This window comes from Oleiphilus sp. HI0043 (assembly GCF_001634935.1).
Window position 1 is genome coordinate 1 of record NZ_LWEY01001186.1, and the last position, 1107, is coordinate 1107.

The window sequence follows — 1107 nt, forward strand, 5'->3', positions numbered from 1 at the left end:
TACTAAGCGTAATTCGACGCTGGCATATTCGGGAGGGACAATCGATTCGATCGATTGCTCGGAAGACCGGATTGTCACGAAATACTGTTCGTAAATACCTCAATAATAGAAATTTAGACCCAAGCTACCCTGCAAGGAAGTCGCCGAGTAAGCTGGATGACTACGAGAAGACCTTAACCTGCTGGCTTCACCGTGAGGTGAAAAAGCATCGAAAGCAGCGTAAGTCAGTCAAGCAGCTATACCAGGATTTAGTACAACTGGGTTACACCGTTTCCTATGATCGTGTTGCTGCGTTTGCACGGCAGTGGCGACAAGAGCAACATGAAGCAAAGAGCACTGCCGCTAAGCGAGTCTATGTTCCACTGACTTTTGCACCAGGCGAAGCATTCCAGTTTGATTGGGGCGAAGATTTCGCCACGATCAATGGTCGGAAGTGCTGCCTTCAAGTTGCTTACTTCAAGCTAAGCAATAGTCGAGCTTTCTTCCTGCGAGCTTATTACAAACAAACGCACGAGATGCTGTTTGATGCACACAATCATGCATTTCGGGTCTTTGGTGGCGTGCCTGAACGCGGCATCTACGACAACATGAAGACTGCTGTGGATAAGGTACGATCAGGTAAACAGCGCGATGTTAATCGCCGATTCCAAACGCTAGTCAGTCATTATCTGTTTGAAGCTGAGTTCTGTAATCCAGCTGCAGGTTGGGAGAAAGGCCAAGTCGAGAAAAAGGTGCGAGATGCTCGGCATCAGTTATGGCATACCGCTCCCAAGTTCAAGACTCTCGAAGAACTTAATGCTTGGCTTGAACGCCAATGTATTGAACTGTGGCACCGCCAAAAACACCCAGAACAATCCAATCTAACGGTTGCTGAATGCTGGCGACAAGAACGGCCATGTTTAATGCCTGTCCCAGCGCCATTCGATGGCTATGTAGAAGAGACTAAGCGAGTCTCTTCTACATGCTTAATTACGTTCGAGCGTAACCGCTATAGTGTCCCGGCAAGCTTTGCTAACCAGCATGTGAGTCTTCATGTTTATGCAGCTGAAATCGTTATCGTTGCCGAAGGCAAGGAGATAGCAAGACATAGACGTATCTTCAATCGCA

The 1107-nt window shown here is 47.7% G+C and carries 1 protein-coding gene; it reads left to right on the forward strand.

Annotation, left to right across the window (positions count from 1 at the left end):
- A partial coding sequence (gene istA / locus A3729_RS13690; protein ID WP_068634001.1) for an IS21 family transposase occupies nucleotides 1-1107 on the forward strand: 1107 nt, incomplete at both ends.